Origin of the sequence: Mycobacterium helveticum (assembly GCF_007714205.1) — a bacterium.
Taxonomy (GTDB): domain Bacteria; phylum Actinomycetota; class Actinomycetes; order Mycobacteriales; family Mycobacteriaceae; genus Mycobacterium; species Mycobacterium helveticum.
On sequence record NZ_VMQU01000295.1, the window covers coordinates 1 to 1,210 of the forward strand.

Consider the following 1,210-nt stretch of genomic DNA (forward strand, 5'->3'; position numbering starts at 1 on the left):
CAAACCCCGGCAGCCGGTCGGTCTTGTCAACGTCGTCGTTGTTTCGATCTCCGCGCGCGCGAACACCTACCGCCTCGCGCTCTCCACAGCTCGTCTCAACAGTCAACAGTGCGTGGTCGGGTCACCCCACGCGCCGCGAAATCGATTCGGCAGGCCGCTACGAGCAGTCCAACGGGTGTAGCGTGAAGGGCGTTGGGAAACAGCTGGTCTGGGATGAGTTGAGCCGTCCGCCGCTTAATTCAAGGAGCATTGGCCCCGAACCCTCACACACTCCGGTGATCCACCGGACGTCAGGTCACCATGACCACTTCACTTGCGTTGTGTTCCACCACCGGCGTTTCCCTGCCAGATCCGCCCCGGACCCCACCCATTCATGATCCACACCCAGCCTTACCGGCCGCCGTGCGGTGGCACCGCGGCACCGACACCGGGCCGCGGTCCCGGGTCATCGGATCTGGGACCGCATGACCACCTCTGCTGTTAAACCGGCGGAGCGACGCGTGACGTCGGAACCGAACGACTCTCCAGCGCCGGCGCCCGCAACGGTGCATCGGCCCATCGCCGACCAAGCGCTGAGGCTCACCGGCGCAGAACTCACACTGGTCGCCGTCACAGCCAACCACGACATACCCCCATCGGAGGTGGCCACTCTGATGATCGTGGAAACCGCCGGTGCCGCAATGCCATCGAGGTCGGCGGATGCCATCCCCATCGCCGGTACCTCGATCGGACAGGCCTTCGTGGAACGAACCCCTCGACGACTCAACAACCTCGACATCACGATCGACGGTGTCCACCACAGCGGCCCGGCGCTGGTGCTTCCGCTGCGCACCACCGACACCGTGGCCGGGGTGTTGATCGCGCTGCGGCGCGGCGGCGCCCGGACGTTCAGCGAAGACCAACTCGACATGATGGCCGCATTCACCGACCAGGCGGCGCTCGCCTGACAACTGGGATCCACACCACGCCGGCTGCGTGAACTCGACATTCTCGCTGAACGCGACAGGATCGCCCGCCACCTGAACCACCACGTGATCCGGCAGATCTTCGCGATCGAACTGGCTCTGCACGCGACCATTCCGCGGGCGCGATCAACCGAGGTGCAGCAGAGACTGTCCCGCAACATTGACGCCCTCGACGACGTCATCCAGGAAATCCGCGTCGCTATTTTTGACGCCCACGGCGCCATGCACGGTCCACTGCCGGACAC

The 1,210-nt window shown here is 65.0% G+C and carries 1 protein-coding gene; it reads left to right on the top strand.

What is annotated here, in order from left to right:
* The first annotated feature begins 500 nt into the window (after nucleotides 1-500).
* A complete protein-coding gene (locus tag FPZ47_RS27570) occupies nucleotides 501-947 on the top strand; it encodes a GAF domain-containing protein (RefSeq protein WP_168209592.1) in 447 nt (148 codons plus the stop codon).
* Nucleotides 948-1,210: the final 263 nt, after the last annotated feature.